The sequence below is a fragment of the Vibrio sp. AH4 genome, from assembly GCF_030710545.1.
In the GTDB taxonomy this organism is placed as follows: domain Bacteria; phylum Pseudomonadota; class Gammaproteobacteria; order Enterobacterales; family Vibrionaceae; genus Vibrio; species Vibrio metoecus.
Genome location: NZ_JALAIV010000001.1, coordinates 1,063,522 through 1,075,959 on the forward strand (window position 1 = coordinate 1,063,522; position 12,438 = coordinate 1,075,959).

Annotated in this window: 15 protein-coding genes; 8 read left to right on the forward strand and 7 right to left on the reverse strand. The window is 46.5% G+C overall.

Annotated features, from left to right (window positions below):
* Nucleotides 1-26: 26 nt before the first annotated feature.
* Genes lpxM through slmA form a run of 3 tightly spaced genes read right to left on the reverse strand, consistent with a single transcriptional unit; the run spans nucleotide 27 to nucleotide 2,543 of the window.
* A complete protein-coding gene (gene lpxM, locus MKA69_RS05045; protein ID WP_305847608.1) occupies nucleotides 27-989 on the reverse strand; it encodes a lauroyl-Kdo(2)-lipid IV(A) myristoyltransferase in 963 nt (320 codons plus the stop codon).
* Between the two features lie 10 nt (nucleotides 990-999).
* A complete protein-coding gene (gene lpxL / locus MKA69_RS05050; RefSeq protein ID WP_305847609.1) occupies nucleotides 1,000-1,947 on the reverse strand; it encodes an LpxL/LpxP family Kdo(2)-lipid IV(A) lauroyl/palmitoleoyl acyltransferase in 948 nt (315 codons plus the stop codon).
* Nucleotides 1,948-1,952: 5 nt separating this feature from the next.
* The gene (slmA, locus tag MKA69_RS05055; protein ID WP_000918349.1) at nucleotides 1,953-2,543 is read right to left on the reverse strand and encodes a nucleoid occlusion factor SlmA; all 591 of its coding nucleotides are present in this window, start codon (nucleotides 2,541-2,543) and stop codon (nucleotides 1,953-1,955) included.
* Here slmA and MKA69_RS05060 point away from each other — a divergent pair.
* Nucleotides 2,499-2,639: a lipid A biosynthesis lauroyl acyltransferase gene (locus MKA69_RS05060; RefSeq protein ID WP_080551398.1), complete on the forward strand. Its 141-nt coding sequence runs from the start codon at nucleotides 2,499-2,501 to the stop codon at nucleotides 2,637-2,639. The genes slmA and MKA69_RS05060 overlap by 45 nt on opposite strands.
* A 65-nt stretch (nucleotides 2,640-2,704) precedes the next feature.
* Here MKA69_RS05060 and coaBC read toward each other — a convergent pair whose 3' ends face one another.
* Entirely contained in the window at nucleotides 2,705-3,904 is a 1,200-nt protein-coding gene (coaBC, locus tag MKA69_RS05065; RefSeq protein WP_305847610.1) for a bifunctional phosphopantothenoylcysteine decarboxylase/phosphopantothenate--cysteine ligase CoaBC, read from the reverse strand.
* Between the two features lie 183 nt (nucleotides 3,905-4,087).
* Between coaBC and MKA69_RS05070 the strand changes: the two genes are divergently transcribed.
* The 7 genes from MKA69_RS05070 (at nucleotide 4,088) to MKA69_RS05100 (ending at nucleotide 9,820) form a co-directional block, all read left to right on the forward strand.
* The gene (locus MKA69_RS05070) at nucleotides 4,088-5,767 is read left to right on the forward strand and encodes a methyl-accepting chemotaxis protein (RefSeq protein WP_305847611.1); all 1,680 of its coding nucleotides are present in this window, start codon (nucleotides 4,088-4,090) and stop codon (nucleotides 5,765-5,767) included.
* A gap of 111 nt (nucleotides 5,768-5,878) precedes the next feature.
* Nucleotides 5,879-6,553 (forward strand): DNA repair protein RadC, encoded by a 675-nt coding sequence (gene radC, locus MKA69_RS05075; protein WP_305847612.1) that lies wholly within the window; start codon nucleotides 5,879-5,881, stop codon nucleotides 6,551-6,553.
* 296 nt (nucleotides 6,554-6,849) lie between these two features.
* Nucleotides 6,850-7,086 (forward strand): 50S ribosomal protein L28, encoded by a 237-nt coding sequence (gene rpmB / locus MKA69_RS05080; RefSeq protein ID WP_000091952.1) that lies wholly within the window; start codon nucleotides 6,850-6,852, stop codon nucleotides 7,084-7,086.
* A gap of 13 nt (nucleotides 7,087-7,099) precedes the next feature.
* Nucleotides 7,100-7,267: a 50S ribosomal protein L33 gene (rpmG, locus tag MKA69_RS05085; RefSeq protein WP_001051799.1), complete on the forward strand. Its 168-nt coding sequence runs from the start codon at nucleotides 7,100-7,102 to the stop codon at nucleotides 7,265-7,267.
* Nucleotides 7,268-7,447: 180 nt separating this feature from the next.
* Nucleotides 7,448-7,930 (forward strand): hypothetical protein, encoded by a 483-nt coding sequence (locus tag MKA69_RS05090; RefSeq protein ID WP_001266260.1) that lies wholly within the window; start codon nucleotides 7,448-7,450, stop codon nucleotides 7,928-7,930.
* Between the two features lie 9 nt (nucleotides 7,931-7,939).
* A complete protein-coding gene (gene mutM, locus MKA69_RS05095) occupies nucleotides 7,940-8,749 on the forward strand; it encodes a bifunctional DNA-formamidopyrimidine glycosylase/DNA-(apurinic or apyrimidinic site) lyase (protein WP_095469579.1) in 810 nt (269 codons plus the stop codon).
* 66 nt (nucleotides 8,750-8,815) lie between these two features.
* Entirely contained in the window at nucleotides 8,816-9,820 is a 1,005-nt protein-coding gene (locus MKA69_RS05100) for an NAD-dependent epimerase (RefSeq protein ID WP_055030378.1), read from the forward strand.
* Between the two features lie 43 nt (nucleotides 9,821-9,863).
* On the opposite strand, the gene coaD is transcribed toward MKA69_RS05100, so the two are convergent.
* Genes coaD through waaA form a run of 3 tightly spaced genes read right to left on the reverse strand, consistent with a single transcriptional unit; the run spans nucleotide 9,864 to nucleotide 12,383 of the window.
* A complete protein-coding gene (gene coaD / locus MKA69_RS05105; RefSeq protein WP_305847613.1) occupies nucleotides 9,864-10,346 on the reverse strand; it encodes a pantetheine-phosphate adenylyltransferase in 483 nt (160 codons plus the stop codon).
* A gap of 4 nt (nucleotides 10,347-10,350) precedes the next feature.
* Nucleotides 10,351-11,112 (reverse strand): glycosyltransferase family 2 protein, encoded by a 762-nt coding sequence (locus MKA69_RS05110; protein WP_305847614.1) that lies wholly within the window; start codon nucleotides 11,110-11,112, stop codon nucleotides 10,351-10,353.
* Nucleotides 11,109-12,383: a lipid IV(A) 3-deoxy-D-manno-octulosonic acid transferase gene (waaA, locus tag MKA69_RS05115; RefSeq protein WP_305847615.1), complete on the reverse strand. Its 1,275-nt coding sequence runs from the start codon at nucleotides 12,381-12,383 to the stop codon at nucleotides 11,109-11,111. The genes MKA69_RS05110 and waaA overlap by 4 nt, the downstream gene beginning before the upstream one ends.
* Between the last annotated feature and the right edge of the window lie 55 nt (nucleotides 12,384-12,438).

Here is a 12,438-nt window from a genome sequence, read left to right on the forward strand (position 1 = left end):
GTTTTTTGTACTTGGTTTGGCTCGTATTAGTGATATTTACTATAAATATCACTGCCATCGCGTTGTGTTTTGAGCAGTCGTAAATTCCACATATATTGTTCTGGGTGGGGGGTGACAAGTGCTTCTATCGCTTGATTCATCGCCTGTGCATCGGCTTCTTCATCTCCTGTCGGAAAATTTTGCAGCGCAGGCAAAATATGCACTTCATAACGTCCTGAGTCACTGTTGTAGCATGACATTAAAGGCACCACGTGTGCTTTACACAGCTTAGCCATTTTGCCAAACCCTTTGAGCGTGGCTTTTTCGGTAGCAAAAAACGGTACAAACACGGAGTTTTGTGGGCCGTGATCTTCATCTGGTACCCAGTAGCCAACATAACCAGATTGAATCGAACGCAAGAAAGGTTTAATGCCAGATTCGCGAGTAAAAATACGGCCACCATACTGCATACGTTGGATGTGCATCAGCCAATCGGCAATCGGGTTGCGCTGTGGCTTCATGATGTTCGCGACTTTATAGCCACGAGCGGCCAGCATGACGGCAGCATAATCGATCGCCCAAGAGTGTGGGACTAACAGAATAACGCGTTCACCTTTATTGAGCAGAGGCAGCAAGTTTTCTTCACCGATCAATTCGCCACGAGCAGTATTGTGCTTAGTTGAACGCACCAATAGTTCCGAATAACCCAACATAAATTGTGCTGCGGTGGCAAACGTGCCATACAAGATTTTTTCACGCTCAACGTCATTCTTCTGTGGGAAACAGTGGGCGAGATTGGCACGGGCATGTCGCACGACACGGTTATTTTTGGTTATGATCAGCTTAGAGAGTGAAGTGGCTAATCGATCGCGCAATCGCCAAGGAATAAAGGCTAGCAGTGCCGCGAAAGCAATGCCAACCCATGTTCCCCAATGTTTTGGGTGCAAAAAATGCCACTCAAATTGTGGGTTATGCAGATGGCGTACAATGCCGTTATCTTGATCGCTCACAAATTCCTCGTTACTGATATCGTGAATGGTTCATTGTTGAATCTGGCATCGTTTTGAAACGTTTGTGTAGCCACATCCACTGCTCGGGGGCGCGCAGTATAATCTCTTCGACAAATTTATTCATGTATGCAGCGGCAGCGGTTTCATCTTTTTGTGGGTAGTCTGCTTCAATAGATTTATCAGCCATGATCTCATAGCGACCTTTGCTATTACGAAACCCAGAGCCGATCACGATAGGGCATTTGCAGCTATAAGCAAGGATACTGGTTCCTGTCGTCGTACATGCCTGCTCTACTGAGAAAAAGGGCACAAACACAGATTTATTGGGACCGTAATCATGATCGGGTAAATAAAAAAGTCTTTCACCATTACGTATCACTCGGATCATTTTCTTTAGGTCTTTACGGTCGACCAGTTGATTTCCGTTATGAGAGCGCCCCCAATACTGAATAAAATTATACGCAATATTGTCGTGTGGGCGGTAAACGCCGTAGCCACCGATGCCCAGTACGCCAAAAGCACGCGCGGTGATTTCCAGATTGAGTGCATGTACGCAGCAAAGTAATACGCCTTTGCCCGCCTGGATGTGTTGGCGCATTGCTTGGGTATCTTTATCAATCACAATGCGCTTGAAGCGCCAAGTTGGCCAGAACCAAGTGATGCCAGTTTCAATCAGCGCCATACCGGTGTTTTTAAAGTTCTCCAGTACAAAAGCGTCGATCTCGCTTTGACTCATGGTTGGGAAAGCGAGTTCCAGATTGCGTTTGGCGATGTGAACGCGCTTCTTACCAAAGCGCATCGAAAATTGGCCTAAACCACGGCCGATTTTTAGTAATACGGAATAAGGCAGCAAATTAACCAGCAGGGCGAGTAGGCCAAAACCCAACCAAACTCCCCAATATTTAGGGTGTAATAAAGCGAAAGAGAATTCAGGTTTGCTGTATTTTTCTTGAATCATTGTACTCACTTAATCTGCGCACTCAGCAGTGCCCAGTATTCATCAAAATTGGCGGTGGGCAGATATTTGAAATCAGAACGCACGAAGCGGTTCAAACTGCCTTCCACCTGACCGAGCAATTGCGCGGCAAGAATGTTTTCATCGACCGGGAAAGATTTTCCTTCGCGGATTTTACGTTCGCGCAGAATTTGGCGCAAAGAGGTTTCAATCCGTTCAAACAACTGGTTGATACGATCGCGCAAGCGTTCATTCTCAAACATTAAAGCATGTCCGGAGAGAATGCGTGTCAAGCCTGGGTTACGTTCAGCAAAAGCGAGCAAGAGCTGCATGACCAAACGAATGCGATTGAGCGTGTCTTTTTCTTCATCAAAGATGCGGTTGATGCGCGACATCAGCGACTCTTCAATAAACTCAATCAGCCCTTCAAACATACGAGCTTTGCTTGGGAAGTGGCGATAGAGCGCAGCTTCTGAAACGCCAACCTGTTTGGCCAGTTTTGCGGTAGTAATGCGCGAAGCCCCTTCATTGGATTCCAGCATTTCTGCCAGAGCTTGCAGGATTTCTTCGCGTCGGTTGATTTTCTTATTGCCGGCCATGCCCCGTCTTTCCTTTTGGTTATCACTGCTGATGAACAAAAAATACGCCGTCGCAGCCAGAAAGTCTGCGACGGAGATGAAACCCTTCAAGTTTAACTAAGCTCAGAGGTTGTTCGAAGCGTGTTGATAGAAATGGTTGAAGTAGGTGGCGAAAATAGCACCTACATTTGGTCATTAATTAATTGCATTACCGCAGTGGCGAGTGTTTCTTTACTGGTTAAAGGCAAGCTTTGTTGCCCATTTTTCCAGAACACACTTAAGGCGTTGTCATTACTGTTGAAACCTTGCCCTGCCACGGAAACGTCATTGGCACAAATCATATCCAGATTTTTACGCACCAGTTTGCCACGCGCATACGTCTCGACATCTTGTGTTTCTGCCGCAAAGCCAACGGTAAACGGTCGATTCTCAGTCAGAGCCGCAACAGACGCCACGATATCGGGATTTTTCACCATCTCAATGGTCAATGTGTCGTTATCACGGCTCTTTTTGATCTTCTGCTCGGCTACGGTTTGTGGGCGGTAGTCGGCTACCGCGGCGCACGCGATAAAGATCTGGTGTGAGGTTGCCTCTTTCATCACTGCGCTGTGCATTTCTAATCCACTTTGCACATCAATGCGATTGACGCCCACTGGCGTTGGCAGATGCACCGGCCCGCTGACCAGCGTGACGTCAGCGCCGAGCTGCGCGGCGGCTTTGGCGAGCGCAAAGCCCATTTTACCTGAGCTGTGGTTGGTGATGTAGCGTACTGGGTCGAGCGCTTCACGAGTGGGACCTGCGGTGATCAGCACACGTTTGCCGAGCAGAATTTTCGGGGCGAAGAAGCTTTCGCAGCGCGCCACTAATTCCATTGGTTCCAACATACGACCGGGGCCGACATCACCACAGGCTTGTTCGCCCGCCGCCGGTCCCCAAAGGGTGTAACCTCGGCGGGCGAGCGTTTGTAGATTTTCTTGGGTGGCGATATTGCGATACATCTGCTGATTCATAGCCGGCGCAATCGCGACTGGGGCGTTAGTAGCCAGAATCAGTGTGGTCAGCAAATCATTGCCCATGCCTGCGGCCATGCGCGCGATGAGATCGGCAGTCGCTGGTGCCAGCAACACCAAATCGGCCCATTTAGCGAGCTCGATATGCCCCATCGAAGCTTCTGCCGCAGGATCAAGCAAGCTATCCGACACTGGACGTCCAGAGACGGCTTGCATGGTTAGTGGGGTGATGAATTCTTTGGCGGCGTGGGTCATGACCACTTGCACGGTCGCACCGCGCTCCACCAATCGACGAGTCAATTCTGCACACTTGTATGCCGCGATACCACCGCTGATACCGAGCAGAATCTTTTTGCCTGCCAATGTTTGCATTTGGGAACCCTCAAAAAATCTGCGCGCTATGTTAGCACAGCTCAAGTTAAAAGTTGGAGTCACAACCGCCGCTGTGCATTGCGCTACTGGTCGAGCTGCAAAGCATCGGTCATTTCACAGACAATAGACCATGGATATGAGATAAGTTATTCACAACACTAACAATAATATAAAGGGAATCTTATGCTGTCTTCTCTACGTAGCCGTACCAAATTACTACTTTTAACTGTTATACCTTTAATCATTATTACCACCCTAGTCACTTTGGTGTATTACCGCAGTGGCCATGAAAGCCTGCAACAAGAACTGAATCAGTATCGTGATACGTTGATTCAGGCTAAGAAAAATGAACTCAAAGCCTACTTAATGATGGGGGTCACGGCAGTTAAGCCTCTCTATGAGAGTGATAAAGCCGGTGAAAACCAAGAACAGGCCAAGCAAATTCTTAAAGCAATGCGTTTTGACAGTGATGGTTACTTCTTTGCTTATGATTCAAAAGGGGTAAACACATTACATGCGATCAAACCAGAGTTGGAGGGAAAAAACCTCTACGGTATGAAAGATGAAAATGGCGTCGCGGTGATTGCTGGTCTGATTGATGCCTCAAAATCAGGGGATGGTTTCCTGTATTTTTCGTGGCACAAACCGACGATTAATGCACAAGCCCCTAAACTCGGTTATGCCGAATACCTGCCGAAATGGGATTGGGTACTGGGTACCGGCATCTATATTGATGATGTTGATCAGCAAGTACAAGCCAAACGCCAAGAACGAGAAGCGGAACTGTATGATCAGACGGTGTATGCCATCAGCATGTCTTTATTTGGATTGCTGATTACGATTGTTGCTGTTGGATTTGTGGTCTCGCGTGGCATCGCTCCACTACAACATGTCGTCAGCTCATTACAAGATGTGGCGGCAGGCGGTGGTGATCTCAGTGCTCGCCTCAAAGTCGAAAGCCAAGATGAGATTGGCGATGTGGCGAAAGCGTTTAATGCCTTTATGGATAAGCTGCATCCGATGATCGAACAACTCCGTTGTTCGGCTATTTCCGTTGAACAAGCAGCGCAGGATCTGGATAAGCAAACATCTGCGGCTAGCCAGAAAATGAGCCATCATTGCCTAGAAACCGAGAAAGTGGTGGCGGCTGTAACGGAGATGAGTGCAACAGCTCGTGAAGTGGCAGGCAATACTCAAGCGACTGCCCAAGCCATTGAATCAGCCAACGTACAAATTGTTTCAGCACAAACTGAAGTCAATCTAGCGATTGACGGGATTGGTGAATTGGTCAATGAGGTTAACCAGACATCGGAGGCGATCGTTCACCTTAGCCAACAAGCCGCAAAAATTACGCAAGTTTTGAAAGTGATTGGCGATATCGCCGATCAGACCAACCTGTTGGCACTTAACGCCGCGATTGAGGCTGCGCGTGCTGGTGAGCAAGGGCGCGGCTTTGCCGTAGTGGCGGATGAGGTGCGATCGTTAGCAAGTCGTACCCAAAACAGCACCAAAGAAATTGGTGACATGCTTAACGCGTTACATCAAGGCGTGAATAAAGCCGTAAGCAGCATGAGTCTTAGCCAAGAGCGTGGCGAAAAAACGGCGTTAGAATCCGTCCAAATTAAAGAGAGCTTAGCGGGGATCTCGCAAGCGGTTCATTTAATTCATGACATGGGTATCCAAACTGCTTCGGCGGCTGAGCAACAAAGCGCAGTAGCCGAAGAGATCAATCAAAATCTAGTCGCGATTCAACACATCGTCACGCAATTGAACGATAACCTAAACAGCTCGCAAGCAATCAGCTCACGTCTAGCGGAGGCTGGACAAGAGATGGGATCGCTGGTTGGCCACTTTAAGCTTTAAGTAACAGTGGAGTTACATCATGGTTTGAGGTGATTCGAAACTTTATTAGGGCCGCTTGCGGCCCTGTGTTTTCTCTGGCTTGTGTAAGCGAAATCCCCTCAGAGAATCGTCATGAGCCTAAAACAGTTACCCGTCGAATCCATGCCGCGTGAAAAGTTGTTGCAACGTGGTTCACAAGCATTGAGCGATGCCGAATTGCTGGCTATTTTTTTACGTACAGGAACGCAGGGCATGAACGTGCTCGCCTTAGCCGATCTGCTGCTGCGCGATTTTGGCTCATTGCGCGCACTGTTTTGTGCATCGCAACAAGAATTTTGTCGTCACAAAGGGTTGGGGGAGGCGAAATACGTTCAACTGCAAGCCGTTTTGGAAATGACGCAGCGCTATCTCGCAGAAACCTTAAAACGTGGTGATGCACTGACCAGTCCTCAGCAAACCAAACTTTATTTGTCGAGCGTGTTGCGCGATCGGCAGCGCGAAGCCTTCTATATTTTATTTTTGGATAACCAACATCGCGTCATCCGCGATGAAATATTATTTGAAGGCACTATTGATGCGGCGAGCGTTTACCCACGGGAAGTCGTGAAGCGAGCGCTGCATCATAATGCGGCCGCAGTGATATTTGCGCACAATCATCCGTCAGGGATTGCGGAACCCAGTCAAGCCGATCGAAGGATCACCGATCGCCTGCGTGATGCGCTCGGGTTAGTGGAGATTCGTGTGCTTGACCATTTCGTGATTGGCGATGGTGAAGTGGTCTCTTTTGCTGAACGCGGCTGGATATAGTCAACACTTATGGTTTGCGGCATTTTTAAGCTTGTGAGTTAGCGAGAATCTGCTAATATGCCCCGACATTTTTTAACCCTGATTCAGCTCGCACCGTAAAAAGATCAGCAAATCCTGCGAAAAGGATCTGTTCGGGTCTTGAGCAATGTGCGGCAAGTTAGTATAATGCGCGACCTTTGATAGCCTTGTATGGGTATTCCATAACGGTTTTTAACCTCAACTTCTTATTTTGGAAAGAGAGAGAGGTTCGGCCACCAAGGTTGATATCGAGCTGAAACGATTTGGAGAAGACATTCATGTCACGAGTATGCCAAGTAACTGGTAAGCGTCCTGCCGTTGGTAACAACCGCTCACACGCAAAAAATGCTACTAAGCGTCGTTTTCTGCCGAACCTACAAACTCATCGTTTCTGGGTAGAGAGCGAAAAACGTTTTGTTAAACTACGTCTAACTGCTAAAGGTATGCGTATCATCGACAAGAAAGGCATCGATGCTGTTCTTGTAGAGATCCGTGCACGTGGCGAAAACGTTTAAGAGGAATTGAGCAATGGCTAAAGGCATTCGCGAAAAAATCCGCCTAGTATCATCTGCAGATACAGGTCACTTTTACACCACTGACAAAAACAAGCGTAACATGCCTGGCAAATTCGAGATCAAGAAATATGATCCTGTAATTCGTCAACACGTTATGTACAAAGAAGCAAAAATCAAGTAATTGATTCGAGCTCTTACAGTGTGTGAAAAAACCCAGCCTTTGGTTGGGTTTTTTTCTGTCTGTGATTTATGGGTTAACCTCAGTAGCTGAAAGTCTGCCATTTAAGGAACTTGGTGATGGCTAGGATCTCTTTCATCACTTTGCTACTCTTTGAACGTTTGCTTATCGCAAGGAGTGATTATGCGCGTTTCCCCCCCTCGACGCCGCCGTTGGAACAATATTCTGATTTTGGCTGTTATTGGTTTTATTGCCGTGATCAATTTACCGACGATCATAAAAACCTATCTCTTACCGGACTCTTCAAGCCAGTTTCCTTCGTTACTTCGAGTTGATGCGACTTTGCAGGCACTGCATTTCCCCGAATTTTCATTAGAAAAAAGCCGTGAAGAGTGGCTATCGACCCCAGAGCTGAGTGTCGAAGGACAAGAATTAGTGCAGCGTTGGCAATCCATAACGGGAACGGAAGTGGATGATGCGACGTATCGTTCATTGCAACCGGCATTACCAACCGCACAAACGATAGAAGTGTGGTATGCCGATCGCGAAGAGCCACAAAGGATCACCTTCTATCAGACTCCCCAATTTTGGTTGCTAAAAAATTGGCAAGATCGTTGGATTGCGGTCTCTGTTGAGACGAGTTATCTATTTCCTGCGCCATTGTAAGAGGTTGTCATGCCGGAATTACCTGAAGTTGAAGTCAGTCGTTTAGGGATCTCGCCACATTTGGTCGGCGGCACCATTCAATCCTTAGTGTTACGTACGCCCAAGTTGCGCTGGCCGATCCCTCAAGAGCTGAAACAGCTTGAAGGGCAAACTATTCTCGCGATTCATCGTCGAGCCAAGTATCTGATTATTGAAACCGCCGTCGGCAGTGCGATTGTGCATTTAGGTATGTCCGGTTCACTGCGTATTTTGGATGGCGATTTTCCTGCTGCGAAACACGATCATGTGGATCTGGTGATGACCAGTGGCAAACGGCTGCGCTATAACGATCCGCGCCGCTTCGGGGCTTGGTTATGGTGTGCGCCAGATGAAAGCCACGAAGTGCTCGGGCGTTTGGGGCCTGAGCCGCTGACCGAAGCCTTTAACGCTGAATATATGATGGACAAAGCGCGCAACAAACGCATCGCAGTCAAAGCTTTTATCATGGACAACGCCGCAGTCGTGGGTGTGGGTAATATCTACGCCAATGAATCGCTGTTTACATCACGCCTCCATCCACTGCGCCCCGCTCATTCGCTGAGTTTAGAGGAGTGGCAAACCTTAGTGGCGAACATCAAACAAGTGCTGCAAGTGGCGATTAAGCAAGGTGGCACTACGTTGAAAGATTTTACCCAAAGCGATGGTAAGCCGGGCTATTTCGCGCAAGAGCTGCAAGTGTATGGCAAAGCCAAACAGCCTTGCCCGAATTGTGGTGAGCCGCTTTGTGAGCAGAAAATTGCTCAGCGCAACTCATTTTTTTGTGTGAAATGTCAGTTTTAACCGCAGGCATATGTCGAAGAACTGTGATATAAACCACGTAGATTTCGTTCTGAAAAGAGAATTGCGATGAAATATTTAGTAACTGGAGCCGCTGGTTTTATTGGCTCAGCAGTCATTGAACGTTTATGTGCGGAAGGCCATGACGTAGTGGGTATTGATAACCTGAATGATTACTACGATATTGCCTTAAAAGAGGCTCGATTAAAACGTGCAGCACATGAGCATTTTTCCTTTATTGAAATGGATATTGCTGATCGTGAAGCGGTAGCGGATTTATTTGTTCGAGAGCAGTTTGATAAAGTTATTCATTTGGCAGCTCAAGCAGGGGTGCGTTATTCAATAGATAATCCAATGTCTTATGCCGATAGCAATTTGGTTGGTCATTTGACGATCTTAGAAGGTTGCCGCCATCATAAAATCAAGCACCTGGTATATGCATCATCTAGTTCTGTGTATGGTCTGAATCGTAAAACGCCATTCAACACATCAGATAGTGTTGACCATCCTATCTCTCTCTATGCTGCAACCAAAAAATCTAATGAGTTAATGGCTCATACTTATTCTCACTTGTATGGTGTACCAACGACCGGATTACGCTTCTTTACTGTCTATGGACCGTGGGGGAGACCTGATATGGCATTGTTTAAGTTCACGAAAGCTATTATCAGTGGTGAATCGATCGATGTATATAACAATGGCGATATGATGCGTGATTTCACCTATATCGATGACATTGTGGAAGGCATTATTCGTATTAAAGATGTGGTGCCACAAGCGAATGCTGATTGGACGGTCGAATCAGGTTCTCCAGCCACCAGTTCAGCGCCTTACCGCGTATATAATATTGGTCACGGTAGCCCTGTTCAGTTAATGGATTATATCAAGGCGTTAGAAATTGCATTAGGTATTGAAGCGAAGAAGAACATGTTGCCAATGCAACCCGGTGATGTGTATACGACTTATGCTGACACGGAAGATCTGTTTACAGCAACCGGCTATAGACCTAAGGTTGGTGTATTGCAGGGGGTACAAGAGTTTGTTGACTGGTATCGTCAGTATTATCAGTGCTAGTCATTGGTTATAGTCTATGGGCGGGTGTGACTCGCCCATAGGATTATGGTTGTATCTTTTCTGCCATTTTCTGAGCAACGGATGGCGGAACAAATCGTGAAATATCGCCTCCATGTAAAGCCACTTCTCGTACAATGGTTGAGGAAAGAAAGGCGTATTCTTCACTGGGAGTCAGAAAAATGCTTTCCAGTTTAGGCATGAGTTTGCGATACATACTGGTTAGACCGAATTCATATTCGAAATCCATTGTTGTTCTTAGTCCTCGAACTAATAGATTTGCTTGTTTCTGCACAGCAAAATCAACTAGAAGCCCAGAGAATCCTTCAACAGTGACATGTGGTAAATGAGCAACCGCGTCACGCAGAATTGCCACTCGTTCATCCAAAGTAAACATGGTTTTTTTACTAGGGCTGGCCGCTACCGCGATAATTGTTTCATCGAATAGTCGACTTGAACGTTCAATAATATCTAGATGTCCGTTCGTTACTGGATCAAACGTTCCGGGATAAATCACTCTATTCATCAATGTTTCATCCTTTTTTTTGAGTCAATGCCCATAGAGCCACATATTTGTTAAAGGTGTATTGAGTGACAATCAGCGATAAGACAATACCGTGTTTGCCATCTAAAAAACCTTTTCGAATTAAGTAGGTTTTAAGAAAAGCGGATAGGCTGTGTGAGAATGCCTGCCATAGTGAGCCTTGCTTACCTTGTTGTTGGCGCTGTAGGGCCCATTGTTCTGCATAACGTAGTTGTTTTTGCTGAAATTCAATGAAATTAGGTGCAGTTTCGTGTAGTAGGTCGCCATCAAGATAATGCAGATGTGCCTGATCCATGTTCAATGATTCGTGTACTCTATCATTATTGTATTGCCGCTCTTCACGTAAATAGAGACGAATTACATGGTCAGGATACCAACCACAATGTTTCATATAACGTCCGATAAAACGGTTACGTCGAGCGCACGCATAGGCAATGTTTCGTTGCACAGGTTGTTGCAAGATGCCTTGAATACTACGATAAAGTTCTGAAGTTACTTGCTCATCGCTATCTAGCATTAAAACGTAATCAGAAGAGGCATATGATTGAGCTATTTGTCGCTGACGGCCAAAACCTTGCCAGTCCGTTTGTTGATAACACTGAGCACCAAAAGTTTGAGCGATCGCGAGTGTGTCATCATTACTACCACTGTCGAGCACAATAATTTCATCGGCCCAGCGTACGGATTCGAGTGTTGCTGCTAGCGTTTTCGCGGCGTTATGCGTAATTAATACGACAGAGAGGGTATTCATAATGAATGATCTCCCAGTAACTGTTTAATGAGTGCGACATGTCGAGTAAGAGCCCCTTGATTGTGTTGCAAAACTTGTAACGCATTTTTTCCCATAGTTTGAGCACTTGAGCGATCTTTTTGCCACTCAATCAACTGTTGAGCAAGTTCCTCTGGGGAGTTAACGGTTATCATGGCTCCACCATCAGTTAATTTTTCAGCAATAGTGGAGAAGTTAAAATGAGAGGGTCCCATCATAATCGGCAATCCAAACGCTGCTGCTTCAAGAGGATTATGGCCGCCATGTTCGACGAGGCTACCACCTATGAACGCAAAATCAGCCGCTGAAAATAGGCTCATCAATTCTCCCATTGTGTCACCAAGTAGAACCTGTGTTGCGTTATTGAATTTGCCTAATTGTGTTTTGCGCTGCATAGATAGACCCGTTTGCTCAACCAATACTGCCACTCGATCAAAGCGCTCAGGATGGCGAGGCACTAGAATTAATAGAGCATCAGGTGCATGGGTGAGAAAGTGTTGGTGGGCTTTGAGCAGTAGTTCATCTTCCCCTTGATGTGTGCTTGCTGCAACCCATACTGGACGATCACTTTTCCATAGACTTTTGAGTGCTTGACCTTGCTGAATTGCGCTATCTGAAGCTTGAATATCAAATTTAATGCTACCAGTGACATGCAACTTGTTAGCCTCTAATCCGAGTTGGATGAAGCGTTGACCATCGGTGTCATTTTGAGCGGCAACAGCGGATAACTCGCTTAGTAGTGAGCGAGTTAATCTTGCAACTTTCTGATAGCCTCGTTGAGATCGTTCTGACAAGCGAGCGTTAGCCAGCAATATTGGGATCCTTTTTCGATGAAGCTGATGTATCATGTTCGGCCATAACTCAGTTTCCATAATAATGGCAAGTTTGGGCTCCATGCGATTGATTAGGCGGCTCATTGCACATGGAAGATCGTAAGGTAAGTAGCAATGCTGTACACTGTCGGCAAAATGACGCTTAACTTGTTCCGAACCCGTTGGGGTCATTGTAGTTATGGTAATTGGAAGGTGTGGATAATCTTGCTGTAGTGCTTTGACCAATGGTATGGCAGCAATAGTTTCTCCGACGGATACTGAGTGAATCCAAATTCCACCACGCAGTGGTAGTGAAGCTAGTCCGTACCGTTCCTTGATGCGATTTCTATACTGGGGGGAGCGTATTGAGCGAATCCCAAGTCGGAGTAAGACCAGTGGCTGGAAACAGTAGAGCAAAAAGGTGTAAAGAAAACGATTCATGCGCCGTCATCAGTATTATTATCAATTTTAAACTGAGTCGATCTTACACATTTTT

Bases quoted from the DNA above. Each gene is read 5' to 3' on its own strand.
- lpxL (WP_305847609.1), bottom strand. From the start codon at position 1,947: ATGATTCAAGAAAAATACAGCAAACCTGAATTCTCTTTCGCTTTATTA.
- slmA (WP_000918349.1), bottom strand. From the start codon at position 2,543: ATGGCCGGCAATAAGAAAATCAACCGACGCGAAGAAATCCTGCAAGCT.
- coaBC (WP_305847610.1), bottom strand. From the start codon at position 3,904: ATGCAAACATTGGCAGGCAAAAAGATTCTGCTCGGTATCAGCGGTGGT.
- MKA69_RS05070 (WP_305847611.1), top strand. From the start codon at position 4,088: ATGCTGTCTTCTCTACGTAGCCGTACCAAATTACTACTTTTAACTGTT.
- radC (WP_305847612.1), top strand. From the start codon at position 5,879: ATGAGCCTAAAACAGTTACCCGTCGAATCCATGCCGCGTGAAAAGTTG.
- rpmB (WP_000091952.1), top strand. From the start codon at position 6,850: ATGTCACGAGTATGCCAAGTAACTGGTAAGCGTCCTGCCGTTGGTAAC.
- rpmG (WP_001051799.1), top strand. From the start codon at position 7,100: ATGGCTAAAGGCATTCGCGAAAAAATCCGCCTAGTATCATCTGCAGAT.
- MKA69_RS05090 (WP_001266260.1), top strand. From the start codon at position 7,448: ATGCGCGTTTCCCCCCCTCGACGCCGCCGTTGGAACAATATTCTGATT.
- mutM (WP_095469579.1), top strand. From the start codon at position 7,940: ATGCCGGAATTACCTGAAGTTGAAGTCAGTCGTTTAGGGATCTCGCCA.
- MKA69_RS05100 (WP_055030378.1), top strand. From the start codon at position 8,816: ATGAAATATTTAGTAACTGGAGCCGCTGGTTTTATTGGCTCAGCAGTC.
- MKA69_RS05110 (WP_305847614.1), bottom strand. From the start codon at position 11,112: ATGAATACCCTCTCTGTCGTATTAATTACGCATAACGCCGCGAAAACG.
- waaA (WP_305847615.1), bottom strand. From the start codon at position 12,383: ATGAATCGTTTTCTTTACACCTTTTTGCTCTACTGTTTCCAGCCACTG.